This window comes from Kitasatospora sp. NBC_01246, assembly GCF_036226505.1.
GTDB lineage: Bacteria > Actinomycetota > Actinomycetes > Streptomycetales > Streptomycetaceae > Kitasatospora.
This window is the reverse complement of the sequence record NZ_CP108484.1, coordinates 5,498,683-5,523,052: the sequence shown is the minus strand read 5'-3', so window position 1 is coordinate 5,523,052 and position 24,370 is coordinate 5,498,683. Positions and strand designations below refer to the sequence as shown.

General features: G+C 71.1%; 21 protein-coding genes. All 21 read right to left on the bottom strand.

Features of this window, described 5'->3' with window-relative positions; translation table 11 throughout:
• The 21 genes from OG618_RS24075 to argS all read right to left on the bottom strand — a co-directional run bounded on the left by OG618_RS24075 (window position 1) and on the right by argS (window position 24,367).
• On the bottom strand, window positions 1-915 hold the full coding sequence (locus OG618_RS24075; RefSeq protein WP_329489618.1) for a F0F1 ATP synthase subunit gamma: 915 nt from the start codon (window positions 913-915) through the stop codon (window positions 1-3).
• Window positions 916-947: 32 nt separating this feature from the next.
• Window positions 948-2,522, bottom strand: coding sequence for a F0F1 ATP synthase subunit alpha (gene atpA, locus OG618_RS24070; protein ID WP_329489617.1), 1,575 nt, complete (start codon window positions 2,520-2,522; stop codon window positions 948-950).
• 151 nt (window positions 2,523-2,673) lie between these two features.
• Window positions 2,674-3,489, bottom strand: a complete 816-nt coding sequence (locus OG618_RS24065) for a F0F1 ATP synthase subunit delta (RefSeq protein WP_329489616.1) — start codon at window positions 3,487-3,489, stop codon at window positions 2,674-2,676.
• Window positions 3,486-4,043 carry a F0F1 ATP synthase subunit B gene (locus OG618_RS24060; protein ID WP_329489615.1) on the bottom strand — a complete coding sequence of 186 codons (558 nt, stop codon included), beginning with the start codon at window positions 4,041-4,043 and terminating at the stop codon, window positions 3,486-3,488. Before OG618_RS24060 ends, OG618_RS24065 begins: the two co-directional genes overlap by 4 nt.
• Window positions 4,044-4,077: 34 nt before the next feature.
• On the bottom strand, window positions 4,078-4,314 hold the full coding sequence (atpE, locus tag OG618_RS24055) for an ATP synthase F0 subunit C (protein WP_030235786.1): 237 nt from the start codon (window positions 4,312-4,314) through the stop codon (window positions 4,078-4,080).
• A gap of 91 nt (window positions 4,315-4,405) precedes the next feature.
• Window positions 4,406-5,221 (bottom strand): F0F1 ATP synthase subunit A, encoded by an 816-nt coding sequence (atpB, locus tag OG618_RS24050; protein WP_329489614.1) that lies wholly within the window; start codon window positions 5,219-5,221, stop codon window positions 4,406-4,408.
• Window positions 5,222-5,506: 285 nt separating this feature from the next.
• Window positions 5,507-5,950: a hypothetical protein gene (locus OG618_RS24045; RefSeq protein WP_329489613.1), complete on the bottom strand. Its 444-nt coding sequence runs from the start codon at window positions 5,948-5,950 to the stop codon at window positions 5,507-5,509.
• A 309-nt stretch (window positions 5,951-6,259) separates the two neighbouring features.
• Window positions 6,260-7,603, bottom strand: coding sequence for an MraY family glycosyltransferase (locus tag OG618_RS24040; protein ID WP_329489612.1), 1,344 nt, complete (start codon window positions 7,601-7,603; stop codon window positions 6,260-6,262).
• Window positions 7,604-7,735: 132 nt separating this feature from the next.
• Window positions 7,736-9,040: a serine hydroxymethyltransferase gene (gene glyA / locus OG618_RS24035; RefSeq protein WP_329489611.1), complete on the bottom strand. Its 1,305-nt coding sequence runs from the start codon at window positions 9,038-9,040 to the stop codon at window positions 7,736-7,738.
• Between the two features lie 123 nt (window positions 9,041-9,163).
• A complete protein-coding gene (locus OG618_RS24030) occupies window positions 9,164-9,814 on the bottom strand; it encodes an arsenate reductase/protein-tyrosine-phosphatase family protein (protein ID WP_329492247.1) in 651 nt (216 codons plus the stop codon).
• 29 nt (window positions 9,815-9,843) lie between these two features.
• A complete protein-coding gene (locus OG618_RS24025) occupies window positions 9,844-10,491 on the bottom strand; it encodes an L-threonylcarbamoyladenylate synthase (protein WP_329489610.1) in 648 nt (215 codons plus the stop codon).
• A 78-nt stretch (window positions 10,492-10,569) separates the two neighbouring features.
• Entirely contained in the window at window positions 10,570-11,436 is an 867-nt protein-coding gene (gene prmC / locus OG618_RS24020; protein WP_329489609.1) for a peptide chain release factor N(5)-glutamine methyltransferase, read from the bottom strand.
• Window positions 11,437-11,496: 60 nt separating this feature from the next.
• Complete coding sequence (gene prfA / locus OG618_RS24015) at window positions 11,497-12,573, bottom strand: peptide chain release factor 1 (RefSeq protein WP_329489608.1); 1,077 nt, start codon at window positions 12,571-12,573, stop codon at window positions 11,497-11,499.
• A gap of 127 nt (window positions 12,574-12,700) precedes the next feature.
• Window positions 12,701-12,922 carry a 50S ribosomal protein L31 gene (rpmE, locus tag OG618_RS24010; protein ID WP_329489607.1) on the bottom strand — a complete coding sequence of 74 codons (222 nt, stop codon included), beginning with the start codon at window positions 12,920-12,922 and terminating at the stop codon, window positions 12,701-12,703.
• 193 nt (window positions 12,923-13,115) lie between these two features.
• Window positions 13,116-14,261: an LCP family protein gene (locus tag OG618_RS24005; RefSeq protein ID WP_329489606.1), complete on the bottom strand. Its 1,146-nt coding sequence runs from the start codon at window positions 14,259-14,261 to the stop codon at window positions 13,116-13,118.
• A gap of 126 nt (window positions 14,262-14,387) precedes the next feature.
• Window positions 14,388-16,502 (bottom strand): transcription termination factor Rho, encoded by a 2,115-nt coding sequence (rho, locus tag OG618_RS24000; RefSeq protein ID WP_329489605.1) that lies wholly within the window; start codon window positions 16,500-16,502, stop codon window positions 14,388-14,390.
• 604 nt (window positions 16,503-17,106) lie between these two features.
• On the bottom strand, window positions 17,107-18,042 hold the full coding sequence (gene thrB, locus OG618_RS23995; RefSeq protein ID WP_329489604.1) for a homoserine kinase: 936 nt from the start codon (window positions 18,040-18,042) through the stop codon (window positions 17,107-17,109).
• 658 nt (window positions 18,043-18,700) lie between these two features.
• Window positions 18,701-19,789: a threonine synthase gene (gene thrC / locus OG618_RS23990; protein WP_329489603.1), complete on the bottom strand. Its 1,089-nt coding sequence runs from the start codon at window positions 19,787-19,789 to the stop codon at window positions 18,701-18,703.
• 8 nt (window positions 19,790-19,797) lie between these two features.
• A complete protein-coding gene (locus OG618_RS23985) occupies window positions 19,798-21,090 on the bottom strand; it encodes a homoserine dehydrogenase (protein ID WP_329489602.1) in 1,293 nt (430 codons plus the stop codon).
• A 136-nt stretch (window positions 21,091-21,226) separates the two neighbouring features.
• Window positions 21,227-22,618, bottom strand: coding sequence for a diaminopimelate decarboxylase (gene lysA, locus OG618_RS23980; RefSeq protein ID WP_329489601.1), 1,392 nt, complete (start codon window positions 22,616-22,618; stop codon window positions 21,227-21,229).
• A gap of 87 nt (window positions 22,619-22,705) precedes the next feature.
• Entirely contained in the window at window positions 22,706-24,367 is a 1,662-nt protein-coding gene (argS, locus tag OG618_RS23975) for an arginine--tRNA ligase (RefSeq protein WP_329489600.1), read from the bottom strand.
• Window positions 24,368-24,370: the final 3 nt, after the last annotated feature.

Below are 24,370 nucleotides of genomic sequence, written 5' to 3'. Positions count from 1 at the left end.
TCATTCGCTCCCGCGGCTAGCGTCGGCGAGGGCGTTGGCACCGCCGACGATCTCGCTGATTTCCTGGGTGATCTCGGCCTGACGGGCCGAGTTGGCAAGCCGCGTAAGCGACTTGATGAGCTCTCCGGCGTTGTCCGTCGCGCTCTTCATCGCGCGCCGGCGAGCGGCGTGCTCCGATGCGGCGGACTGCAGCAGCGCGTTGTAGATCCGGCTCTCGACGTACCGCGGCAGCAGTGCGTCGAGGACGCCCTCCGCCGACGGCTCGAAGTCGTACAGCGGGAAGATCTCGTGCGTGGCCTTCGACTCGTCGCTGAGCTCGACCTCGTCGAGCTTCAGCGGCAGCAGCCGGGCGTCCACCGCGGTCTGGGTCAGCATGGACTCGAACCGCGTCGAGATCACGTGGACCTCGTCGACACCGTCCGTCTCGGCCGTGAAGGCCGAGATCAGAGCGGCCGAGACCGCCTTGGCGTCGCCGTACGTCGGCTTGTCCGAGAAGCCCGTCCACGACTCCGCGACCGCGAGGTCACGGAAGCTGTAGTACGAGACGCCCTTGCGGCCGACGACGTACGTCACCACGTCCTTGCCCTCGCCGCGCAGGCGCTCGGCGAGCACCAGCGAGGCCTTGATGGCGTTGGACGAGTAGCCGCCCGCCAGACCGCGGTCCGCCGTGATCAGCAGTACCGCGGCGCGCGTGGCGGCCGGGTTCTCGCTGGTGAGCGGGTGCTTGGCGTTGGACCGGGTGGCCACCGCCGTCACCGCCCGGGTGAGTTCATCGGCGTACGGAGTGGAGGCGGCCACCGCGCGCTGCGCCTTACCGATGCGCGCCGCGGAGATCATCTCCATCGCCTTGGTGATCTTCTTCGTCGCGGTGACAGAGCGGATCCGGCGCTTGTAGACCCGAAGCTGTGCTCCCATGGGTCGTTACGTCCTTTCCCTCGCTACCGGACTCAGGCCTGCTCGGAGAGCAGCTTGCCGTCAGCCGTGGTGTAGCCCTGCTTGAAGGCCTCGATCGCGGAGGTCAGCGCGTCGATGGTGCCGTCCTCCAGCTTGGAGGTCTCGACGATGCCGGCCAGCAGGTTCTTGTGCTGAAGGCGCAGGTGGTCCAGGAACTCGCGCTCGAAGCGGCGGATCTCCGCGACCGGGACGTCGTCCAGCTTGCCGGTGGTGCCGGCCCAGATGGAGACGACCTGCTCCTCGACCGGGAACGGCTGGTACTGGCCCTGCTTGAGCAGCTCGACCATGCGCGCACCGCGCTCCAGCTGGGCCTTGGAGGCCGCGTCCAGGTCGGAACCGAAGCCGGCGAAGGCCTCCAGCTCACGGTACTGGGCGAGGTCCAGACGCAGACGGCCGGCGACCGACTTCATGGCCTTGATCTGGGCCGAACCACCGACGCGGGAGACCGAGATACCGACGTTCACGGCCGGGCGGATGCCGGCGTTGAACAGGTCGGACTCCAGGAAGCACTGGCCGTCGGTGATCGAGATGACGTTGGTCGGGATGTACGCCGAGACGTCGTTGGCCTTGGTCTCGATGATCGGCAGACCGGTCATCGAGCCGGCGCCCAGCTCGTCGGAGAGCTTCGCGCAGCGCTCCAGCAGGCGGGAGTGCAGGTAGAAGACGTCACCCGGGTAGGCCTCGCGGCCCGGCGGACGACGGAGCAGCAGCGACACGGAGCGGTACGCCTCGGCCTGCTTCGACAGGTCGTCGAAGATGATGAGGACGTGCTTGCCGTCGTACATCCACTCCTGGCCGATGGCCGAACCGGTGTACGGGGCGAGGTACTTGAAGCCGGCCGGGTCGGAGGCGGGAGCAGCCACGATCGTGGTGTACTCCAGCGCGCCGGCCTCCTCCAGGGCGCCACGCACGGACGCGATGGTGGAGCCCTTCTGGCCCACGGCGACGTAGATGCAGCGGACCTGCTTCTTCGGGTCGCCCGAGCGCCAGTTGTCGCGCTGGTTGATGATCGTGTCGATCGCCACCGCGGTCTTGCCGGTCTGGCGGTCGCCGATGATCAGCTGACGCTGGCCGCGGCCGATCGGGGTCATCGCGTCGATGGCCTTGATACCGGTCTGCATCGGCTCGTGGACCGACTTGCGGACCATGACGCCGGGGGCCTGCAGCTCCAGGGCGCGACGGCCGGTGGAGGCGATGTCGCCCAGACCGTCGATCGCGTTGCCCAGCGGGTCCACGACGCGGCCGAGGTAGCCGTCGCCGACCGGCACGGAGAGGACCTCGCCGGTGCGGCGCACCGTCTGGCCCTCCTCGATGCCGCCGAACTCACCGAGGATGACGACACCGATCTCACGGGTGTCGAGGTTCAGCGCGAGGCCGAGCGTGCCGTCCTCGAACTTCAGCAGCTCGTTCGCCATGACCGAGGGCAGACCCTCGACATGGGCGATGCCGTCCGCCGCGTCAGTGACCGTGCCGACCTCTTCACGCGAGGCGGCGTCCGGCTGGTACGACTGGACAAAGTCGGCCAGCGCGTCCCGGATTTCCTCCGGACGGATCGTAAGCTCCGCCATCAGGCTTCCCTGCTCTCCTAGTTTGCGATCCTCGGCCCGCCATTGAGGGCCGCAAGTATTCGACTCTCGGCCGGGTCTCTCGAACCGGCCGTACGATTTGCCGGCTCCGGTGGAGCCGGTTCCCGACCGAGGGTCGGATGTTCTTCGGTGCTCAGCCTTCGAGCGACTGGCGAGCGCCTTCGAGGCGGCTCGACACGGTGCCGTCGATGATCTCGTCGCCGATCTGGACCCGGACACCGCCGACGACCTCGGGGTCGACGTCGATGTTCAGGTGGACCCGGCGGCTGTACAGCCGGCCGAGAGCGCCTTCCAGGCGATCCTTCTGGCTGTCGGACAGCGGCACCGCGGTGGTGACCAGGGCCACCACGCGCCCGCGCCGTGCGGCGGCGAGCCTCGAGTAGGACTCGAGGCCCTGCTCCAGGCTACGGCCACGCGGGTTGTTCACCAGGGCGGTGACCAGCCGGACGGTGCCCGCGTTGGCGCGGCCACCGAGCAGCTTCTTGATCAGCTCGGCCTTGGCGACGGCGCCGGCCTTGGGCTCGGTCAGCGCGGAGCGCAGCTCGGTGGAGCCGTTCACCACCCGGCCGAACCGGAACAGCTCGTCCTCGACGTCGTCCAGGACACCGGCCTTGTCGGCGGCGATGACCTCGGCGTACGCGGCCAGCTCCTCGACCGAGTCGACCAGGTCGCGCGACCCCGACCAGCGGGAGCGGACCAGGCCGGAGACCAGGTCGATGGTCTCGCCGGAGACCTGCCCGGTCAGCAGCGAGGAGACCAGCTGGGCCTTGTCCTGGCCGGACCGGGACGGGTCGGTCAGGACGCGGCGCAGCGACACCTCACGGTCCAGGAGGACCGTGACGGCGGTGAGCTCCTCGGCGACCTTGACCGCGTCCACCGAGGTGGAGTCGGTCAGGGCTTCGAGGTTCTGCCGCCCGGCGGCGAGGGCCTCGCGGCTAGCGCCGATCACTTGGCCGCACCCGGAGCAACGGTGGCCTTGGCCTCCAGCTCGTCCAGGAACCGGTCGATCACGCCGCTCTGCCGCGTGTGGTCCTCAAGGGACTCGCCCACGATGCGGGAGGCCAGCTGCGAAGCGAGCGAACCCACGTCCTGGCGCAGGGCGGTGGTCGCCTGCTTCTTGTCGGCCTCGATCTGCGCGTGGCCGGCGGCGACGATGGCCTCGCGCTGGCGCTGGCCCTCCTCGCGCATCTCGGTGAGCTGGGCAGCGCCCTGCTCGCGAGCCTGCTCGACGATGCGGGCAGCCTCGTGACGCGCCTCGGCGAGCTCGGCGCGGTACTGCTCAAGCAGGGCCTGGGCCTCGGCCTGAGCGGCCTCGGCGCGCTCCATGCCGCCCTCGATGGCGTCCCGACGCTCCGACAGCACCTTCTCGATGCTGGGGAGGAGCTTCTTGCCGAGCAGCCCGAAGACGATGAAGAAGCAGAGCAGGCCGATGATGATCTCGGGCCACGCGGGGAGGAGCGGATTCATCTGCTCCTCGGCCGCGAGCGAAGCCGCGATGCTCATATCTGGACCTTCCTCAGAAAGGGCTACGCCGGAATTACTTGCCGGTGCCGAAGACGAACGGCATGACGATGCCGATCAGGGCGAGCGCCTCGGTCAGCGCGAAGCCGATGAACATGTTGGAACGGATCAGGCCGGCAGCCTCGGGCTGACGGGCCATGGCCTGGACACCGTTACCGAAGATGAGACCAACGCCGATGCCGGGGCCGATGGCCGCGAGACCGTAGCCGACGGAGGCGATGGAACCGACGACGCCCTCAGCGAGCATGCTCATTGCAATTGTCCTTTGCAGGGGTGGTGAACCGGTGGTGATTGGCCACCGGGCGATCCGGGAGGTTGGTTCGTGAGGGGCCGGGGCCCCAGGCTCAGTGCGCCTCTTCGAGGGCACCGGCGATGTAGCTGCTGGCCAGCATCACGAAGATGTAGGCCTGCAGGAACTGGACCAGCAGCTCGAAGGCGGTCAGGCCGATGGCGACGATGAACGACGCCGAGCCGTAGAGCGCGCCCAGGGTCGGGCTGAGCAGGTACCAGGAGGCGATGGAGAACATCACGATCAGCAGGTGGCCGGCGAACATGTTCGCGAAGGCTCGGACCGCGAGCGTGAACGGGCGCACGAAGATGTTCGAGAAGAACTCGATCGGCACCAGGATGAACATGACCCAGCCGGGGATGCCCGAGGGCCAGCAGAGGTTCTTCAGACCGCCGACGAAGCCGTGCTTCTTGAAGGTCAGGGTCATGTAGGTGATCCACACGACCCCCGCCAGACCCGCCGGGAAGGCGATGGCCGCCGTCACCGGGAACTGGGCGAACGGGATGACCGACATGATGTTCATCAGCCAGACGAAGAAGAACATCGAGACGAGCATCGGGACGAACTTCTCGCCCTTCTTGCCGATCGTCTCCAGCACGATGGACCGCTTGACGAAGTCGTAGCCGATCTCACCGACCAGCTGCAGCTTGCCGGGCACCAGGCGCGGCTTGGCGAACGCGGCCCAGAAGAAGACGACCACCAGCACTGCGACGATCATCGACAGCAGCATCGGCTTGTTGAATTCGAAGCTGCCGATCGAGAAGATCGGCTTGAAGTCGAACTCGTTCAGGCCGGGGGCCGGGAAGCCGCAGCCAGCGTCCCCGAAGTGGCAACTGCCTGAGGCGAGCGAAGACGTGAGTTCAGCACTCACCACGGACTCCTTCGTCGTGACGCATGGTTACGGCAACCTCGGTGTGTCGGCGTGGCCCGAGGCCACGGTGCGGCACTGGAACTTGATGGGTTTCTCGCCGATCCCGCACGGCGGTGCGCTGCACCACAGCGGGATCATCGAAGACTGCAAGGATCCGGGGGGCGATCCGTCCATCGTGCGGACAGACCTGGCCTCTTCCCGTACTCCGTTGTTGCGACGGACGATAGCAGTCCGTCAGTGCGGCATAAACACTGCCCCCCTCGTTGGGGGGACAGCCGGGCCTCGTCACTGTTGACGCCCCGAGTCCGAGGGCTTGTCGCCCTTGTTTTCGGAGGCGTCGGCCTCGACGTAGAAGGTCTTGGCCTTGAGCGCACCGCGCACCTGGAAGCCCGTCCAGATCAGGGCGCAGCCCAGCAGGGTGAAGGCGAACGCCTGCCGGTTGAAGAGTTCGGTGTTCTTGAAGACCGCGAGGACGATGCCGACCAGCAGGATCTGCGTGGTGTAAACGAGCAACCCCGCAGCCATCATCATCTGCGGGTTCGACCTGGTCAGCCGGTCGAGGGCGACCTGGCCGAAGCTGAAGAACGCCACCACCAGCAGCGCGCCGAAGAAGGCGCCGAGCAGTCCCTTGCCACCTGCGACGGCGAATGAGATCGCCATGGCGATGACTCCGGCGACCGCAGTGGGGATCGCGGCGCCTCGGAGGATCCGGGCGTCGTTGGACGGCATGTCGGCAGCTCCGGCGGCATGTCGATGTGGCAGGGGGACGGGCACAGAACGTGGTGGTGGTACCGACCAAGGGACCGCCGTGGACCGGCCGCTCTGCGGCGAGTCCGTCGAGGGAGACCGACCGGGGACGGAAGTCCTCCACCTGTCAGGTCTTTCGGCGTGTTCTCGGTACTCGTGAACGGTATCACAAACTATTTGATGAGAGCTTTACCATGTTTGTGTGGCACCTGTCACACTGACGGCCCAAGGGTGCCTCCGTACGGGTGAACCACCTTGACGACGTGTCAGGTGTCGGACCCGCCGTTCGGACTAGTGGCCGCGACCGCTGCCGTGACCCCGGCCGCCGACCGCCGACGAGCCCCCCTTGCCCAGGCCGCCGAGCAGCTCCTTGTCCTTCGCGGAGAGCTCGGCCATCGGCTCCGAGGCGGCCGCGGCGGCGGCCGGGGCCTCGCCCTCGGCGACCGGTGCGGCGGCGCGGGCCGGCTTGCGGCGCCGGTAGCGCGGCGGCACGAAGGCCTGCACGGCCCGCGGCGCGCGCGGGCGGAAGCGCGGGGTGAGCAGCACCACCAGGCCGACCAGGCAGAGCCCGGCCAGCGTGAGGGCCACGGTGCGGCCGGTGTTGGTGACCGAGAAGGCCACGGTGCCGAAGGCGATCAGCGCGGCCCAGAAGTACATGATCAGGACCGCCCGGCTGTGCGAGTGGCCGACCTGGAGGAGCCGGTGGTGCAGGTGCCGCTTGTCCGCGGCGAACGGCGACTGGCCGGCCCAGGTGCGGCGCACCACGGCGAGCAGCAGGTCGGCCAGCGGCAGCGCGATGACGGTCAGCGGCAGCAGCAGCGGGATGTAGATCGGGACCAGGGCGTGCACGGTGGCGGTCTGCGAACCGGTCTCGCTGGTGATGAGGTCCGGGTCGACCCGGCCGGTGATGGAGATCGCGGCGACGGCCAGCATCAGGCCGAGCATCATCGAGCCGGAGTCGCCCATGAAGATCCGCGCCGGGTGCAGGTTGTGCGCCAGGAAGCCCAGGCACATCCCGATCAGCAGCACGCTGAACAGCACGGCGGGCGCCGCGTCGGTGATCGTGTAGCCGTACCAGAGCCGGTACGAGTAGAGGAAGAACGCCATCGCGGCGATGCAGACCATGCCGCCGGCCAGACCGTCCAGGCCGTCGATGAAGTTCACCGCGTTGACCATGACGACGACCATGGTGACCGAGATGACCATGCCCTGGGTGGGGCTGACCGCGACCGCACCGACGCCGGGCACCGGCAGGGTGATCACGGTGACGCCCTGCCAGACCATCACACCGGCGGCGATCATCTGACCGCCCAGCTTGACCAGGGCGTCCACGCCCCACTTGTCGTCGAGCACGCCGAGCAGCCACATGATCCCGGCGCCAGAGAGCAGCGCGCGGATGTCGGTGCCCTGCGAGAACACCTTGCTGAGGTTGTCCAGTTGGGAGGCGACCAGGATGCCCGCGCAGAGCCCGCCGAACATGGCGATGCCGCCCAGCCGGGGCGTGGGCTCGCGGTGCACGTCACGGGCGCGGACCGGCGGCATCGCGCCGGCCGCGATCGCGAACTTCCGGACCGGGCCGGTCAGCAGATAGGTGACGGCCGCAGTGCAGAACAGCACCAGCAGATACTCACGCACCACTGGCCTCCTGCGTCACTGTCCGACGGGTCGGTACCGAAGGTACTCCCGTGCCTGTCCGGGGTTCGAGGTGCGTCGCCACGGCACACACCTTATTGAGTCGGACGCCCGGCGCGTGCATCGCGGTTCGCCCTACCGGGTAGGAGAGTGCGACGCCCCCCGGCCCGGGGCGGCGAAGGCGCCCGCCAGCTCACGGACCCGGGCCCCGATCCGGACGTCCGTGCCCTCGACGAGCAGGCGACCGACCAGTGCGGCGATCTCGGCCAGCTCGGCCTCCCCCATGCCCTGGGTGGTGACGGTCCCGCTGCCGAGCCGGATCCCGGAGGCCTCGGACGGCGGCGCGGAGTCGTACGGCAGCGCGCACTTGCCGAGCAGCAGACCGGCGGCGGCGCAGCGGCGCTCGGCCTCGGCCCCGCTGACCCCGAGCGGTCGGACGTCGGCCGTCACCAGGTGGGTGTCGGTACCGCCGGTCAACGGGCGCATCCCGGCCTCCGCGAGCCCCGTCGCCAGCACCCGCGCCCCCGCGACCGTGCGGTGGGCGTAGGCGCGGTACTCGGGGGTGCCCGCCCGGGCGAACGCGACGGCCTTGCCGGCCACCTCGTTCATCGCGGCGCCGCCCTGGCTGAACGGGAAGACCGCCCGGTCGATCCGCTCGGCCAGCTCGGCGGTGGAGAGCAGCAGGCCGCCGCGCGGGCCGCGGAGCAGCTTGTGGGTGGCGGCCACGGTGACGTCCGCGTACGGCAGCGGGGACGGCGCCACACCGGCCGCGACCAGGCCGGTGGTCTGGGCGACCGAGGCGATCAGATAGGCGTCCACCTCTTCGGCGATCGCCCGGAAGGCCGCCCAGTCCGGGTGCCGGGGGTGGGAGATCGAGCCGGCCACGATGGCCTTCGGCCGGTGCCGGCGGGCGAGCTCGCGGACCTGGTCGAGGTCGATCAGACCGTCGTCCTCGCGCACCCCGTAGCCGATGAACTCGAACCAGCGGCCCGAGAAGTTGGCGCGCGAGCCGCAACTCAGGTGGCCGCCGTGCTCCAGCGACATCGCCAGCACCACGTCACCGGGGCGCAGCAGCGCGGCGTACGCCGCCAGCATCGCCGAAGTGGCCGAGCGGGGCTGGACGTTGGCGTGCGGGGCGGCGAACAGCTGACGGGCCCGGTCGATCGCCAGCAGCTCGGCGGCGTCCGCCAGGGCGCAGCCGGTGTGGTGGCGCCGTCCGGGGTAGCCCTCGGCGTACTTGTCGATCAGCGGGCCGCCCAGGGCGGCCAGGACGGCCGGATCGGTGAGGTTCTCCCCCGCCAGCAGCTGGATCGTCTCGGCGCGGCGCTCGGCCTCGGCGGCCAGCAGATCGGCCAGCTGCGGGTCGGCCCGGCGCAGCGCTTCGGACGCCCACCGCCCCGTCGTCTCGGAGGAACCGGTCGCGGCATCGGTGACGGTCATGGCGGAGCTCCCGGGCAGCGTCGGGCAGGTGCCTCCAGCGTAGGACCGGGCCCCGCCCGCGGCCTGCCGACGCGGACCCGATGCACCCGCCCGGGCGGCGCCGGCCCGGGGGCTGGCGGCGGCTCACCGCACGGAGCGCGGGGAGGGCATGCCGGTGAGGGCGGTGACCACCGGGTCCACCGCGTCGAATATCTCCTCGCCGCAGTTGCGGAACATGCCGATCGGCGCGCCGTACGGGTCGTGGACCTCGTCGGACTCCGGGCTGGCGGCGAGCAGCCAGCCGCGCAGCGCGGCCGCGGCCCGGACCAGGGCGCGGGCCCGCTCGGTGACGTCGGCGCCGCGGCGCGGATCGGGCAGGGTGCCCGGGTCTATCGTCCGGACCAGGCGGGTGAACTCCTTCAGGGTGAAGGTGCGAAGCCCCGCCTCGTGACCCATCGAGATCACCTGGGCGCGGTGGTCCAGGGTCGCGGTGAGCACCAGGTCGGCCTCGACCACGTGCTCGTCGAGCAGCTCGCGGCCGGCGAAGCCGCCGCTGTCGGCGCCGTACTCGTCCAGCACCGTGGCGGCGTGGTCCTCCATCGGCGCGCCCACGTGGCCCCAGGTGCCGGCGCTCTCCACCAGGATCCGGCCGGCCACCCGGGGGCTGAGCCGGGTGTCCAGTTCACGCCGGGTGAGCCGCTCGGCGATCGGCGAGCGGCAGATGTTCCCGGTGCAGACGAACAGGATGCGGAAGTGGTCCAGCGGCCTGGGGCCCACGCTCAGGTACGGCGATATGCCGGGCCCGGAGTGGAGGGAGGCGGTCGTCAACTGCCGGCCTCCAGGTCGGGGACGACCTCCCTCAGCTGCTCGGCGCTGATCGCGCCGGCCCGCAGCAGGACCGGGACCTTGCCCGTGACGTCGACGATGGAGGAGGCGACGGCGTGGTCGGCCCGGCCGCCGTCCAGGTAGACGGAGATCGCGTCGCCGAGCTGCTGCTGGGCCTCGTCGCAGGTGGCGGGGGACGGGCCGCCGGTCAGGTTGGCGCTGGAGACGGCGAGCGGGCCGGTGGCGTTCAGCAGCTCGATCGCGACCGGGTGCAGCGGCATCCGGACGGCGACCGTGCCGCGGGTCTCGCCGAGGTCCCAGCGCAGCGAGGGCTGGTGCTTGGCGACCAGGGTCAGCCCGCCCGGCCAGAAGGCGTCGACGAGCTCCCAGGCCTGCTCGGAGAAGTCCGTGACGAGTCCGTGCAGGGTGGTCGGCGAGCCCACCAGGACGGGCGAGGGCATGTTGCGGCCCCGGCCCTTGGCGGCCAGCAGTGCGGCGACGGCCTCCGGCGAGAAGGCGTCGGCGCCGACCCCGTACAGGGTGTCGGTGGGCAGCACGACGATTTCGCCGCGGCGGATGGCCGAGGCGGCCTCGCGCAGACCGGTGGCGCGGTCTCCGGCATCGGCACAGTCGTAGCGGCGGCTCATCGGTGCGGTCCCCTTCCGAGATGACTCATGACGGCGTTCACAGCGCGGCTCCGCGCCCGGTGGTGGTGCACCGGGTGTTCACAGCGAGACCCTTCGGGCCGTCGTGAAGCGGGGCCGGTTGTTGAGGTCGCGGTGGTCGGCGGTGTCCGTCCACCCGCCTTCCTCGTTGAAGATCCACGGCACCTGGCCGCCCTGGGTGTCGGCGTGCTCGATGACCACGGCGCCGCCCGGGCGCAGCAGGCGGGCGGCGACCCGCTCGATGCCGCGGATGGTGTCCAGCCCGTCCTCGCCGGAGAACAGCGACATCTGCGGATCGTGGTCGCGGGCCTCGGGGGCGACGTACTCCCACTCGGTGAGCGGGATGTACGGCGGGTTGGAGATCACCAGGTCGAAGCGGCCGTCCCAGGAACGGTCGTCCTCGAAGGCCTTGGTGGCGTCGCCGGCGTGCAGGGTGACCCGGGCCCGGTCGGAGCTGGCCTCGATGTTGCGCCGGGTGTACCGCAGCGCACCCTCGTCCAGCTCGAAGGCGTGCACCGTGGAGCGCGGCAGCTCCTGGGCGAGGGCGAGCGCGATGGCCCCCGAGCCGGAGCAGAGGTCGACCACCAGCGGCTCGGCGACGTCCATGTCGCGGACGGCGTCTATGGCCCACTCCACGACCGACTCGGTCTCCGGGCGGGGCACGAAGACGCCCGGGCCGACCGCCAGCTCCAGGTAGCGGAAGAACGCGCGGCCGGTGATGTGCTGCAGCGGTTCACGCGCCTCGCGGCGGGAGACGGCCTCCCAGTACCGGGCGTCGAAGTCCGCGTCCTTCACCGTGTGCAGCTGGCTGCGCTTCACGCTGTGGACGTGCGCGGCCAGCTCCTCCGCGTCGAAGCGCGGCGACGGCACGCCGGCCGCGGCCAACCGCTGGGTGGCCTGGGCCACCTCGGCAAGCAGCAGGTTCACGAACGACCTCTTGTTTCTGCGCTGCGGCTTCTCTGGTGCATTCGGGCCCGGAGGCCGGTCTCAGTTCTGCTGGGCCGCGGCGAGCTTGGCCTCGGCGTCCGTGTCCACGCAGGACTGGATCACCGCGTTCAGCTCGCCGTCCAGGACCTGGTCCAGGTTGTAGGACTTGAAGCCCGTGCGGTGGTCCGAGATGCGGTTCTCGGGGTAGTTGTAGGTGCGGATGCGCTCGGAGCGGTCCACCGTGCGGACCTGGCTGCGACGCGCGTCCGAGGCCTCCCGCTCGGCCTCCTCCTGCGCGGCGGCCAGCAGCCGCGAACGCAGGATGCGCATCGCCTGCTCCTTGTTCTGCAGCTGGCTCTTCTCGTTCTGGCAGGACGCCACGATACCGGTCGGGAGGTGGGTGATCCGGACCGCCGAGTCGGTGGTGTTGACGGACTGCCCGCCGGGACCGGACGAACGGTAGACGTCGATCCGCAGGTCGTTGGCCACGATCTCGACCTCGACCTCCTCGGCCTCGGGGGTGACCAGCACGCCGGCCGCGGAGGTGTGGATGCGGCCCTGCGACTCGGTGGCGGGGACGCGCTGCACGCGGTGGACGCCGCCCTCGTACTTCAGCTTGGCCCAGACGCCCTGGCCGGGCTCGGTGCTGCCCCTGGTCTTCACGGCCACCGAGACGTCCTTGTAGCCGCCGAGGTCGGACTCGTTGGCGTCGATGATCTCGGTCTTCCAGCCGATCCGCTCGGCGAAGCGCAGGTACATCCGGAGCAGGTCGCCGGCGAAGAGCGCCGACTCCTCGCCGCCCTCACCCGCCTTGATCTCCAGGATGACGTCCTTGTCGTCGTTCGGGTCACGCGGGACGAGCAGCAGGCGCAGCTCCTCGGTCAGCTCCTCGCGCCGGGCCTCGGAGTCCTTCACCTCGGCGAGGAACTCCGGCTCTTCGGCGGCGAGTTCGCGCGCTGCCTCGATGTCCTCGCCGGCCTGGCGCCAGGCCCGGTAGACCCGGGTGATCGGCGTCAGCTCGGCGTACCGCTTGGCGAGCTTGCGCGCGTTGGCCTGGTCGGCGTGGACGGAGGGGTCGGCCAGCCTCGTTTCGAGGTCGGCGTGCTCGACGAGGAGCTCTTCGACTGCCTCGAACATGAAGGGGCCTTCTTCCCTGGGAACCGGTGGAGGGATGACACGGACGAGTCGTGGGACGCGAACGGCGCCGGTCTCCAGCGCCCCCGGAACGAGTACGGGGGCACCGGAAACCGGCGCCGAGGGAGCGCTAGGCCTTCGCGCTGTGCTGCTTGCCGAAGCGGGCCTCGAAGCGGGCCACGCGGCCACCGGTGTCGAGGATCTTCTGCTTGCCGGTGTAGAACGGGTGGCACTGCGAGCAGACCTCGGCGCGGATCTCGCCACTGGTCTCGGTCGAGCGGGTGGTGAACTCGGCGCCGCAGGTGCAGGTCACATGGGTGACCACGTACTCGGGGTGAACGTTGGGCTTCAAGGGGATCTCCTAGGTTCGGGAGGGCACCGGGTCGGCGGCTTGAATGCCGCACGTGAACCGGGACCGACGTACCAGTCTGCCAGGACCGGTCGCTTCTTCCCAAACCGGGTCGCGTTCCGGGATATTCCGGGCCCGGCCGACGGGACCGAAGGGGGCGGCCACGGGGGCAGCCACCGGCCGGTCGGCGGGCGGGTCAGCGCCGCGGCGAGGGGCTCGCCGCGGTACCCGCGGCGGGCTGCGCGGAGGCCCTGCCGGAGGCCTTGGGGGCCGCCGTGGGGGCCGCCGGGGTGGTCTGGGCGGGGTTCTGCGGCTGCTCGGCCAGGACGGCCTGCGGGAGCGGCTGGTCGGCCTTCAGAGCCGCCCAGAGCTGGTCGGCCCGGGGCTGCTGGGCGACCACCCGGTTGGCGTCGCCGGGCGCCGTCACCACCGGCAGGGTGACCATCGAGAGCTGGTCGGGGCCGATCCCCTTGAGTTCCTCGGCCAGCCCCACCAGCGAGTTCACCGAGGCCAGCGCCGAGTCGGTGGTGATGCTGCGGGTCAGGGTGTCGCCGACCGACCAGAGCTTGACCGGGTTGCCGAACAGCCCGATCCCGCCGGCCTGGCCCAGCAGCGACTTCACCATCTGCTTCTGCAGCTCGATCCGGCCGAGGTCGCTGCCGTCGCCGACGCCGTGCCTGGTCCGGACGAAGGCCAGCGCCTGCTGCCCGTCGAGGTGGTGCTCGCCGGCTGCGAGGTTCAGCCCGCTGTCCTTGTCGTCGATCGGGACGGTGGTGGTCACGGTGGCTCCGCCGAGCGCGTCGACGACCCGGGCGAAGCCGGCGAAGTCGATCTCGATGTAGTGGTCCATCCGCAGGCCGGTCAGCAGTTCGGTGGTCTTGACCGCGCACGCGGCGCCACCGGTCTCGTACGCGCTGTTGTACATCGCCCGCTTGGCACCGGCGGCGGTCTTGCCCTTGCCGTCCGTGCAGTCGGGGCGGGTGACCAGGGTGTCCCTGGGTATGGAGACCACGTCGGCCCGGGTGTGGCCCTGGTCGACGTGCACCACCATCGCGGTGTCCGAACGGGCGGTATCGCCGGTGTCCCCGCCGGCCAGCGCGCCGTTCCCGCCGGCCCGCGAATCCGAGCCCAGGACGAGGACGTTGAACGAGCCGTCGGTGGCGGACGGCGGCCGGGCCGTGCCCAGCCGGGCGTCGATGTCGACGCTCTTGATGTTGCCGTTCAGCTTGAAGTACGCGTACCCGGCCGCACCGGCGCCGAGGACGACGAGCGCGGCGAACGCGCACGCGGCCGCCCGCAGGACCATGCGGCGGCGGCTCGGGATCCTCTTGTGGTCGGCCATACGGTCCAGAGTAAATCGGACAACATGATCCATAGGGTTCCAAATGTCCCAACTCTGGAACAAGCAGAGAACCCTGGCCCGCTCGCGCGGACCAGGGTTCTGTGCTCACGAGCCGCTCGGCAGCGGTCAGTCGCCGGACCCGGGGGTCGTCTTGGCGATCTGCATGAGGAACTCGGCGTTGCTCTTGGTCTGCTTCATCTTGTCCAGCAGCAGCTCGATCGCCTGCTGCGAGTCGAGCGCGTGCAGCACCCGGCGGAGCTTCCAGACGATGGCCAACTCCTCGCTGCCCAGCAGGATCTCCTCCTTGCGGGTGCTGGAGGCGTCGACGTCGACGGCCGGGAAGATGCGCTTGTCCGAGAGCTTCCGGTCGAGCTTGAGCTCCATGTTGCCGGTGCCCTTGAACTCCTCGAAGATGACCTCGTCCATCCGCGAGCCGGTCTCGACCAGCGCGGTGGCCAGGATCGTCAGCGAGCCGCCGTTCTCGATGTTGCGCGCGGCACCGAAGAACTTCTTCGGCGGGTACAGCGCGGTCGAGTCGACACCACCGGACAGGATGCGGCCGGAGGCCGGCGCCGCCAGGTTGTAGGCGCGGCCCAGGCGGGTGATCGAGTCCAGCAGGATCACCACGTCGTGGCCCAGCTCCACCAGGCGCTTGGCGCGCTCGATGGCCAGCTCCGCGACGGTGGTGTGGTCCTCCGCCGGGCGGTCGAAGGTCGAGGAGATGACCTCGCCCTTCACCGACCGCTGCATGTCGGTGACCTCTTCCGGACGCTCGTCCACCAGGACGACCATCAGGTGGCACTCGGGGTTGTTGTGGGTGATCGCGTTGGCGACCGCCTGCAGCACCATCGTCTTACCGGTCTTCGGCGGCGCGACGATCAGACCGCGCTGGCCCTTGCCGATCGGCGACACCAGGTCGATGATCCGGGTGGTCAGGATGCCCGGGTCGGTCTCCAGGCGCAGTCGGTCCTGCGGGTAGAGCGGGGTCAGCTTGTTGAACTCGGGACGGCCGCGGCCGCTCTCCGGGTCCATGCCGTTGACGGAGTCCAGCCGCACCATGGCGTTGAACTTCTCGCGGCGCTCGCCGTCGCGCGGCTGGCGCACCGCGCCGGTGATGGCGTCACCCTTGCGCAGGCCGTTCTTGCGGACCTGGGCGAGCGACACGTAGACGTCGTTCTGGCCCGGCAGGTAGCCGGAGGTCCGGACGAACGCGTAGTTGTCGAGGATGTCGAGGATGCCCGCGACCGGGATCAGCACGTCGTCGTCGCCGACCTGCGGCTCGGCGGGGCCGACCTCGAAGCCCTCGCGGCGGGTGCCGCGGCCCCGGCGGTCACGGTAGCGGCCGCGGCGGCCGCGACGGCCGTCGCCGAACTCGTCGTCGTCGTAGCCGCCCTGCTGCGCCTGCGGCTGGGCCTGCTGGCCACCGCTCTGGCGGCTCGGCTGGCTCTCGCCCTGACCGCCCTGCTGCTGGCCCTGGCCACCCTGGCCCTGACCCTGGCCGCCCTGGCGGTCGGCACGGTCCCGGCGGTTGCGGCGGTCACGGCGCGACTCGCGGGAGTCGGCGTCCTGGCCGGCCTGGGCGTCGCCGCCCTCCTGGCGGCCCTCGCGCTCGCCGCCCTCGCGGCGGTCGCGGCGGTCCCGGCGGTCCCGGCGGGTCTCGGCACGACCCTCCTCGCGGCCCTCGAAGCCGCGGGCCTCGGCCGGGCGGGCCTCGGCCTGCTTGGCCTCGGTGGCGACGGCGGCGGGCGCCTCGGCGACCGCGTCGGCGGTCGGCGCGCCGGCGGCCGAGGTGGCCCGGCGGCGGGTGCGCTCGGCACGGGCCGGCGCGGCGGTCTCGGCGGCGGCCTGGACCGGGATGTCGATCTGGGCCTGCTCGTCGGCGGCCGGGGCCTCGGCCTGGGCGGCCTTGGTCCGGCGGGCGGGCTTCTCCGCCTGCTCGGCGGAGCCGGCCTTGGCGGCGGTGCGCTTGGCGGCCGGAGCGGCGGCGGGAGCGGCACCGGCGGCGAGCAGCGGGTCCCCGCCGCTCTTCTCCTTGATGGCCTCGATCAGCTGGCTCTTGCGCAGGCGTCCCGTGCCGCTGATACCGAGCGTCGAGGCGAGCTTCTGCAGCTCGGCCAGGACGAGGCCGTCCAGGCCCGCGGCAGCGGTGCGACGGCGCCGGGCCGGGGCCGCGGGGGCGGCGGCTGCGTCCGACGCCTCGGCGTCCGGGCGCGCGCCCATCAGATCGGTGGTGTCGCTCACTAAGGGTCCTTCCCTGGAGCGGACGTCGGCCTGTCTGGCTCGGCGACCGGTTGTGCTGTCCTGACCAACGCTCGACTGCGTCGGTCCGAGGCGGTGATCCCCCGGATGGCGGGTAGCCAGTCGGAGGAGAGCTGCGAGGTGCGGTGCGTGATGCACGGTGGTGCTGATTGGCGCGGTGGGACGGTCGCATGCCGACCCTCCCCCAGCCGGCCATGGCCGGGTGGTACCCCCACGCTGCCTGCGAATCCCGGGCCCCCGTCGCGTGACGGTGGCCCGCGCTCCGCCCGTCCTTGCCTCAAGGTGGGAGGCCGCGGGTGGGAGTCAGGTGCCGTCACGGCTTCGGGATGCGGCCGCAAGTCGCGCAGGCAGGCTGCGTACGCGCTGCGGTGGGCTCCCGGAGAATCGTCGCCCCGTACATCGCCGGGACTCCGCCTGGGCGGAGTGCTGGGATCGGGACGCGGCGCACCGAGCCCCGGAGGGCACCTGGTGCAGCAATGAGGTTAACACTACCGACCCCCTCAGACATTCCCCAGCCTTGCGCTTGCCAATCGTGTCCGGACGGTCCGGCCCGGACACGGCCGGATCCGGGCCGCCGGACCGGTGCTCAGCCGTCGAGCGGGAGCACCGAGGCTCCGGCCCGGTCGAGCTCCAGACGGTGTGCGGCGAACACCGCACCGCCCTGACCTGCGTCCTCGGCGAAGGCCAGCACCTTGTCGGCGCCCGCCTCGTCGGTGAGCGCGAGTACGGTCGGGCCGGCGCCGGAGATCACCGCGGGGATGCCCTCCGCGCGCAGCGCGCCCACCAGGGCGGCGCTGTCCAGCATCGCGGAGGCCCGGTAGTCCTGGTGCAGCCGGTCCTCGGTCGCGGCGAGCAGCAGCTCGGGCCGACGGGTCAGCGCTTCGACCAGCAGCGCGGCACGGCCGGCGTTGACGGCGGCGTCGGCCAGCGGGACGGTCCGGGGCAGCAGACCGCGGGCGGTCTCGGTGAGCACCTCGGTCGCCGGGACGAAGACCACCGGGACGACCCGGTCGGACGGCTCCAGCGTGACGGCCTTGGCCGACTCCTCGTCCGTCCAGGCCACCGTGAAGTTGCCGCGCAGGCAGGCCGCGACGTTGTCGGGGTGACCCTCCAGCTCGGAGGCGAGGGCCAGCAGCGCGTCGTCGTCCAGCGCGGACGGGCCGCCGATGGTGACGGCACGGGCGGCCACGATGCCGGCGCAGATCGCGGCGGAGGAGGAGCCCAGGCCACGGCCGTGCGGTATCCGGTTGGCGCAGACCACTTCGAGGCCGCGCGGCTGGCCGCCGAGCCGGTCGAAGGCGGCGCGCATCGCGCGCACCACCAGGTGGCGCTCGTCCCGGGCGAGCGTCTCGGCGCCCTCACCGGCGATGTCGACGGTGAGCCCGGAGTCGGCGACCCGGACGACCACGTCGTCGTACAGACCCAGCGCGAGTCCGAAGGCGTCGAAGCCCGGGCCGAGATTGGCGCTGGTCGCGGGAACCCGGACCCGGACGGCGGCGGCACGGAACGCAGGACCGGCCATGCGGTGGACTCTCCTGGGGAAATCGGGCGGCGCGAAGCGCGTCGGTGCGAGGGTGGGAGGGGGCCGCGGGCCCCGATCGGGGTGGGCGGTCACAGCCGTCGTCGCGACCCCTGGAGGGGTCGGACCCGGGGCATGTGCCACACGGCCGGACCCAGAGTATCGAAGAGAGGTTCCACAGTGGTACACCCCGTGGGCCTTCGATCTGGTGTGTTGCCGTTTCTGGCCGGAATACGTGCCGGAATGGCACCGGAATACGTGGCTGAATTGACACAAAAGTGTCAGCCGAGAACGGCTGTGGGCCGCCCCCCGAAAGGGGGGGTCGGCCCACTGCGTGTTCGCCCGCTCGCCTCCGGGGCGCTTGACCCGGTGCCGACGGTCGGCGCCCAGTATCCTCGCCCGCTCGCCTCCGGGGCGCTTGACCCGGCGCCGACGGTCGGCGCTCCAACACCCCTCGTTCCTCGGGGCGTCCTCGCTTCTCCCTTTCGGCACCGGCGCGCCCCTTCGGCTCGGGGCGGGGTCGGCTCGGAGTGTCCTCGCTTCTCCCGCCCCTACGGCGTCGCCGTGCCCCCTCGGCTCAAGGCGGGGTCGGCTGGGCGGATCCTGGTCCGGGGGCGGTGATTCGGCCAGGTCAGGCGGGTTCCGGTCAGACGGCTTCCGGTCAGTCGAGCAGGCCGAGGCGCTGGGCGGCGGCCTCGGGGTCGATCGGGACGATCTGCGGCTGCGGCGCGCCGGCCACCGCCCAGTCCGGGTCCTTGAGGCCGTTGCCGGTCACCGTGCAGACGATCCGCTGGCCCGGGTCGACCAGGCCGGCCTCCGCCTTGGCCAGCAGGCCGGCCACCGAGGCGGCCGAGGCGGGCTCCACGAAGACACCCTCCTGCGCGGCCAACAGCCGGTAGGCGGAGAGGATCTGACGGTCCGTCACCTTGTCGATGAGGCCGCCGGACTCGTCCCGCGCGGCGAGCGCGTAGTCCCAGGAGGCGGGGTTGCCGATCCGGATCGCGGTGGCGATGGTCTGCGGCTTGAGCACCGGGGCGCCATCCACGATCGGGGCCGAACCGGAGGCCTGGAAGCCCCACATGCGCGGCGTCCGGGTGGACAGTCCGTCGGCGGCGTACTCGCGGTAGCCCTTCCAGTACGCGGTGATGTTGCCCGCGTTGCCGACCGGGAGCACGTGGATGTCCGGCGCGTCGCCGAGCATGTCCACGATCTCGAAGGCGGCGGTCTTCTGGCCCTCGATCCGCACCGGGTTCACCGAGTTGACCAGCGCCACCGGGTACTTCTCGGACAGTTCACGCGCAAGGGTGAGGCAGTCGTCGAAGTTCCCGTCCACCTGAAGGATCTTGGCGCCGTGGACCAGCGCCTGGCCCATCTTGCCGAGCGCGATCTTGCCCTGCGGCACCAGTACCGCCGACACCATCCCGGCACGCACCGCGTAGGCGGCGGCGGAGGCCGAGGTGTTGCCGGTGGAGGCGCAGATGACGGCCTGGGCGCCGTCCTCCTTGGCCTTGGAGATGGCCATCGTCATACCGCGGTCCTTGAAGGACCCGGTGGGGTTGGCACCCTCGACCTTGAGGTAGACCTCGCAGCCGGTGCGCTCGGAGAGCACCTGGGCGGGCACCAGCGGCGTGCCGCCCTCCAGCAGGGTGACCACGGGCGTGGTGTCGCTGACCGGCAGGCGGTCACGGTACTCCTCGATCAGCCCGCGCCACTGGTGGGTGTGCGCGCCTCTGGCGATCACGGCGTTCATGGCTCTTCCTACTCCCCTTCGACCCGCATGATGCTGGCCACGTCCCGCACGCTGTCCAGCGCGCGGAGCTTGTCGACCGTCGCCGACAGGGCGGCGTCGGTGGCACGGTGGGTGACCACGACGAGCGAGGCGTCGCCGTCGCGGCCCTGCTGGCGCACGGTGTCGATGGAGACCCCGTGCTCGGCGAAGACGGACGCCACCTGGGCGAGCACGCCCGCGCGGTCGTCCACATCGAGGCTGACGTGGTACCGGGTGACGACCTCGTCCATCGGCTTGGCCGGCAGCCGGGTGTACACCGAGTCGCCGGGGCCGGTGGCGCCGGCGAGCTTGTTGCGGCAGACCGCGACGAGGTCGCCGAGGACCGCCGAGGCGGTCGGCGCGCCGCCCGCGCCCGGGCCGTAGAACATCAGCCGGCCGGCCGCCTCGGCCTCCACGAACACCGCGTTGTACGCCTCGCGGACCGAGGCCAGCGGGTGCGTGAGCGGGATCATCGCGGGGTGGACCCGCGCGGTGACGGACGCGCCGTCGGCCGCCCGCTCGCAGATCGCCAGCAGCTTGACGACACAGCCCATCTGCTTGGCGGAGGCGATGTCGGCGGCGGTCACCTCGGTCAGTCCCTCGCGGTAGACGTCCGCCGCGGTGACCTTGGTGTGGAACGCGATGCCGGCCAGGATCGCGGCCTTGGCGGCCGCGTCGAAGCCCTCCACGTCGGCCGTCGGGTCCGCCTCCGCGTAACCGAGCGCGGTGGCCTCCTCCAGCGCCTCCGAGTAGCCGGCGCCGGTGCTGTCCATCTTGTCGAGGATGAAGTTGGTGGTGCCGTTGACGATCCCGAGCACCCGGTTGACCTTGTCCCCGGCCAGGGACTCGCGCAGCGGGCGGATCAGCGGGATCGCGCCGGCCACCGCGGCCTCGTAGTACAGGTCCACCCCGGCCTCGGCGGCCGCGGCGTGCAACTCGGTGCCGTCCTTGGCGAGCAGCGCCTTGTTGGCGCTGACCACCGAGGCGCCGTTGCGGAACGCCGACAGGAGGAGGTGTTTGGAGGGCTCGATGCCACCCACCACCTCGATCACCACATCGATGTCGCCCCGGTTGACCAGGGCCTCGGCATCCGTCGTGATCAGGTGCTCCGGCACGCCCGGGCGCACCCGCCCGGCCCGGCGGACCGCGATGCCGGCGAGCTCGACCGGCGCGCCGATGCGCGCGGCGAGGTCGGCGGCGTCCGTCGTCATGATGCGCGCCACCTCGGAGCCCACCACACCACAGCCCAGCAACGCCACCTTCAGCGGCCGCGTACGCATCATCCGACTCCGCTCTGCATTCTTCGTGCTTCGGTTTCCGGCGGTATTTCGGGGATCCGCCGGATCTTCGGTCTGTACCAGTCTCCGGGACTTTCCGTACGGATCTACGGTCGTTCCATGATCTGAGACAAGAATTTCGTCATCCGATATCGAGACGCAGGAGATCCTCCTCCGTCTCGCGCCGGACGATCACCCGGGCCGCACCGTCCTTGACGGCCAGCACGGGAGGCTTCAGGGCGTGGTTGTAGTTGCTCGCCATCGAGCGGCAGTAGGCACCGGTGGCGGGCACCGCGATCAGGTCGCCCGGGGCCAGGTCGGCCGGCAGGAAGGCGTCCCGGACGACGATGTCGCCGGACTCGCAGTGCTTGCCGACCACCCGGACCAGCATCGGCTCGGCGGCGCTGGCGCGCGACACCAGGGCCACCGAGTACTCGGCGTCGTAGAGCGCGGTGCGGATGTTGTCCGACATGCCGCCGTCCACGCTGACGTAGGTGCGCAGACCCTCCAGCGGCTTGATCGTGCCGACCTCGTACAGCGTGAAGGCGGTCGGGCCGACGATCGCGCGGCCGGGCTCGACGGAGAGCCGGGGGGCGCTCAGGTTCGCGGCGGCGCACTCGCGGCGGACGATGTCGGCCAGCGCGGCGGCGATCTCGGCCGGCTCGCGCGGGTCGTCCTCGCTGGTGTACGCGATGCCGAGGCCGCCGCCGAGGTCGATCTCGGGCAGCTCGACGCCGTGTTCGTCGCGGATCTCGGCGAGCAGGCCGACCACCCGGCGGGCGGCGACCTCGAAGCCGGCCGTGTCGAAGATCTGCGAGCCGATGTGCGAGTGGATGCCGCGCAGCTCCAGGCCGGGGTGGCCGAGCACCCGGCGGACCGCCTCGGCCGCCGCGCCCCCGTTCAGCGAGAGCCCGAACTTCTGGTCCTCGTGAGCGGTGGCGATGAACTCGTGGGTGTGCGCCTCGACGCCGACCGTGACCCGGATCAGCACCGGCTGGCGCACGCCCTGCCGGCCGGCGATCGCGGCCAGCCGCTCGATCTCCTCGTAGGAGTCGAGCACGATGTGGCCGACGCCGGTCTTCACCGCGTGTTCGAGCTCGTCCACCGACTTGTTGTTGCCGTGCAGCGCGATCCGCTCCGGCGGCATCCCGGCGGCCAGCGCCACGGCCAGTTCGCCGACGCTGCACACGTCGAGGTTGAGGCCCTCCTCGTGGAGCCAGCGCACGACCGCCTTGGAGAGGAAGGCCTTGCCCGCGTAGTAGACGTCCGCGCCGGTACCGAAGGCCTCGCGCCAGGCGCGGGCCCGGGTCCGGAAGTCGTCCTCGTCCATGACGTAGGCCGGGGTGCCGAACTCGGCGGCGAGCCGCTTGACGTCGAGGCCGCCGACGGTGACCACGCCGTCCGCACCGCGGGCGACGGTCTTCGACCAGACCTTGGGGTCGAGCGCGTTCAGGTCGCTCGGCGGCGCCTGGTAGTGGCCCTCGGTCAGCACGTCGCCGTGCCGGGGGCCTGCGGGGTGTGCGGAGCGGCTCATCTCTGCTTACTTCCTTGGCTTATGGCGAGGGGCGGCGACGGTCCTCGTTGACCGTCCGCCGCCCCCGCTGTGCGCTTGGGGGTGGTCCTACATCCGCTCGGGCGCCGTCACGCCCAGGAGCGTGAGGCCGTTGGCCATGACCGTGCGGGTGGCCTCGACCAGCCACAGCCGGGCCCGGTGCGTGTCGTTGAGCTCTTCGTCGCCCTTGGGCAGGAACATGCAGTTCTCGTACAGGCGGTGGTACTTGCCCGCGAGGTCCTCCAGGTAGCGCGCGACCCGGTGCGGCTCGCGCAGCTCGCCGGCCGTGGCCAGGATCCGCGGGAACTCACCGAGGGCGCCGAGGACGTCGTTCTCCCACTGGGTGGCGAGCAGCTCGGGTTTGAAGTCCCCGGCCGGGCCCTTGTCGACGCCGAGCTCCGCGGCCTTGCGGGCGACGCCGCACATCCGGGTGTGCGCGTACTGGACGTAGTAGACCGGGTTCTCGTTGGTCTGGCTGGTCAGCACGTTGATGTCGAGCGTGATCGTGGAGTCGGTGGAGGAGCGCGCCAGGGTGTACCGGGCGGCGTCCACGCCGATCCAGTCGACCACGTCGTCGATGGTGATGATGTTGCCGGCCCGCTTGGACATGCGGACCTCTTCGCCGTCGCGAAGCATCTTCACGAACTGGCCGATCTTGACCTCGATGTTGCGGTCCATGTCGTCGCCCGCGCAGGCCGAGATGGCCTTGAGGCGGTTGACGTAGCCGTGGTGGTCCGCGCCCAGCATGTAGACGGAGACCTCGGAGCCGCGGTCGCGCTTGGAGAGGTAGTAGGCGGCGTCGGCGGCGAAGTAGGTGGTCTCGCCGTCGGCCTTGACCAGGACGCGGTCCTTGTCGTCGCCGAAGTCGGTGGTGCGCAGCCAGATCGCGCCGTCCCGGTCGAAGACGTGGCCCTGCTCGCGCAGCCGCTCGATGGCCTTCTCGACGGCGCCGGAGTCGTGCAGCGACTTCTCCGAGAACCAGACGTCGAAGTGGGTGCCGAACTCCTCCATCGAGCGCTGGATCTCGGCGACCATGAGCTTGAGGCCCTCGGTGCGGAACACCTCCGACTGCTCGCCCTCGGGCAGGTCGAGCACGCCGGGGACGCCGTCCACGATCGCCTTGGCGATGTCGACGATGTACTCGCCGACGTAGCCGTCGGCCGGCACGGCCTGCCCGTTGGCGGCGGCCTTCAGCGAGCCGGCGAACTTGGAGATCTGCACGCCGGCGTCGTTCAGGTAGTACTCGGTGGTGACGTCGGCGCCGGTGGCCCGCAGCACCCGGGCGAGCGAGTCGCCGACGGCGGCCCAGCGGACGCCGCCGATGTGGATCGGGCCGGTCGGGTTGGCGGAGACGAACTCCAGGTTGATCTTCAGGCCCTTGAGCGCCTCGTTGCGGCCGTAGGACTCGCCCGCCTCGACGATGCTCCGCGCCAGCGCGCCCTGGGTGGCGGCGTCGAGCGTGATGTTCAGGAAGCCCGGCCCGGCGATGTCGACCTTGGCGACCCCGGGCAGTGCACGCAGGCGGGCGGCCACCAGGTCGGCCACGGCTCGCGGCGGCCGACCGGCCGACTTCGCGAGCTGGAGGGCCACGTTCGTCGCGTAGTCGCCGTGGTCCCTGTTCTTGGGTCGCTCGACCGTCACGTGCTCGGGCACGGCGACGGCCAGCTCGCCCGCCTCGACGGCGGCGCTCACTGCGGCCTGGACTGCCTGGGAAAGCTCTGCGGGGGTCACGAC

Excerpts from the sequence above, each read along its gene's own strand:
- OG618_RS24075 (WP_329489618.1), bottom strand. The coding sequence starts at position 915 with ATGGGAGCACAGCTTCGGGTCTACAAGCGCCGGATCCGCTCTGTCACC.
- atpA (WP_329489617.1), bottom strand. The coding sequence starts at position 2,522 with ATGGCGGAGCTTACGATCCGTCCGGAGGAAATCCGGGACGCGCTGGCC.
- OG618_RS24060 (WP_329489615.1), bottom strand. The coding sequence starts at position 4,043 with ATGAGCATCGCGGCTTCGCTCGCGGCCGAGGAGCAGATGAATCCGCTC.
- atpE (WP_030235786.1), bottom strand. The coding sequence starts at position 4,314 with ATGAGCATGCTCGCTGAGGGCGTCGTCGGTTCCATCGCCTCCGTCGGC.
- OG618_RS24045 (WP_329489613.1), bottom strand. The coding sequence starts at position 5,950 with ATGCCGTCCAACGACGCCCGGATCCTCCGAGGCGCCGCGATCCCCACT.
- glyA (WP_329489611.1), bottom strand. The coding sequence starts at position 9,040 with ATGACCGTCACCGATGCCGCGACCGGTTCCTCCGAGACGACGGGGCGG.
- OG618_RS24025 (WP_329489610.1), bottom strand. The coding sequence starts at position 10,491 with ATGAGCCGCCGCTACGACTGTGCCGATGCCGGAGACCGCGCCACCGGT.
- prfA (WP_329489608.1), bottom strand. The coding sequence starts at position 12,573 with ATGTTCGAGGCAGTCGAAGAGCTCCTCGTCGAGCACGCCGACCTCGAA.
- OG618_RS24005 (WP_329489606.1), bottom strand. The coding sequence starts at position 14,261 with ATGGCCGACCACAAGAGGATCCCGAGCCGCCGCCGCATGGTCCTGCGG.
- thrB (WP_329489604.1), bottom strand. The coding sequence starts at position 18,042 with ATGGCCGGTCCTGCGTTCCGTGCCGCCGCCGTCCGGGTCCGGGTTCCC.
- thrC (WP_329489603.1), bottom strand. The coding sequence starts at position 19,789 with ATGAACGCCGTGATCGCCAGAGGCGCGCACACCCACCAGTGGCGCGGG.
- OG618_RS23985 (WP_329489602.1), bottom strand. The coding sequence starts at position 21,090 with ATGATGCGTACGCGGCCGCTGAAGGTGGCGTTGCTGGGCTGTGGTGTG.
- lysA (WP_329489601.1), bottom strand. The coding sequence starts at position 22,618 with ATGAGCCGCTCCGCACACCCCGCAGGCCCCCGGCACGGCGACGTGCTG.